The 1,194-nt window shown below is 66.8% G+C and carries 1 protein-coding gene and 1 pseudogene; one reads left to right on the top strand and one right to left on the bottom strand.

The features are described from left to right. Positions 1–200: 200 nt before the first annotated feature. A pseudogene (locus PLC66_RS22770) lies at positions 201–662 on the top strand (CIA30 family protein); the annotation flags it as partial. Between the two features lie 56 nt (positions 663–718). Here the strand turns inward: PLC66_RS22770 and PLC66_RS22765 are convergent. Beyond that, positions 719–1,194, bottom strand: a 476-nt coding sequence (locus PLC66_RS22765) for an integrase core domain-containing protein (RefSeq protein ID WP_324544452.1), incomplete at its 5' end; no start/stop codon positions are given.

The following is a 1,194-nucleotide window of genomic DNA, read 5'->3' as shown; positions in this document are numbered from 1 at the left end:
GGCCGAGGTCACGACAGCCAACTCGCAGAAGTGACCGACCGCTTGACGATCAGCAAGCCGCCTCCAAGCGCCTGCCTCATGTCGCACAGCACCGCGTAGGCGTAGGCTGAAACCATGTGGCGCCGATCGCCCCGCGTGAGCATGGCGAATCGGCACCTCCGCAGCCACCTGCCGCTCGCCCGCCATCAGGACCACGCCGCATGATCACGCTCATCGATTTCTCCGACCCTGCCGAGATCGCCCACTGGACGCCCGTCGATGATGTCGTGATGGGCGGCAAGTCCCTCAGTCGGCTGGCCTTCGACCCGACAGGCCATGCCCTCTTTTCGGGCTGCGTCTCCTTCGAGAATAGCGGGGGCTTTGCCTCAGTGCGTCGCGCGCCCGACACGCTGGGCAGGGATCACGTGCTCGCCTACTTGCTGGAGGTCTGCGGAGACGGCAAGGCCTACAAGCTCAATCTACGCACCGACGACGGCTTCGATGGCGTCAACTACCAGTGCCGATTTCATCCACCTGCCGAGCGGTGGACGGTCTGCCGGCTGGCCTGCGCCGACTTCCTGCCGACCTGGCGCGGCCGCGTGATGGCCGACGCGCCGGCACTCGATCCCGCCCGCGTGCGGCAGGCCGGCCTGCTGATTGCGGACCGGCAGGCGGGCCCCTTCGCCCTTGCGATCCGCGCGATCGGTATCGGAACAAGTCAAGATAGTTGTCGCCTGATTCATGCAACCAACCGCGCTATGTCTTCCGCATGTACATGGTCGCGCACGACAGCCTCGCGCTCCGGATTGAGCGTAACCGCACCGATCGGCGTCCAGTCGCGTGTCCCACGGGACCAGCGCGCGGGGTTGCGCTCGCGGGCCTGGAGATACGTCTGATGGCGTGCCGCGAGGATCGCCCGATCCTCCAGCGCGTGTCGCTGCGCCGGGGTGACGTAGCGGATGCCGCTGTGGCGGTGCTCGAAGTTGTACCAGCGCACGAAGTCGCGTCCCCAGAGGCGGGCGTCTTCAACGGTGGCGAAGCCACGCGCCGGGAATTCGGGGCGGTACTTGGCCGTCTTGAAGAGCGACTCTACGAAAGCGTTGTCGTCGGAGACGCGCGGGCGCGAGTACGACGGTTTGACGCCGAGCCAGTGCAGCATGGCGAGCACCGTGGTGGCCTTGAGCGTGCTGCCGTTGTCGCCGTGGAGCACGGGCT

It is taken from the genome of Thauera sp. (assembly GCF_035444905.1).
Lineage (GTDB): Bacteria > Pseudomonadota > Gammaproteobacteria > Burkholderiales > Rhodocyclaceae > Thauera.
The sequence above is the reverse complement of the archived record's forward strand: the minus strand, read 5'-3'. Positions and strand labels throughout refer to the sequence as shown.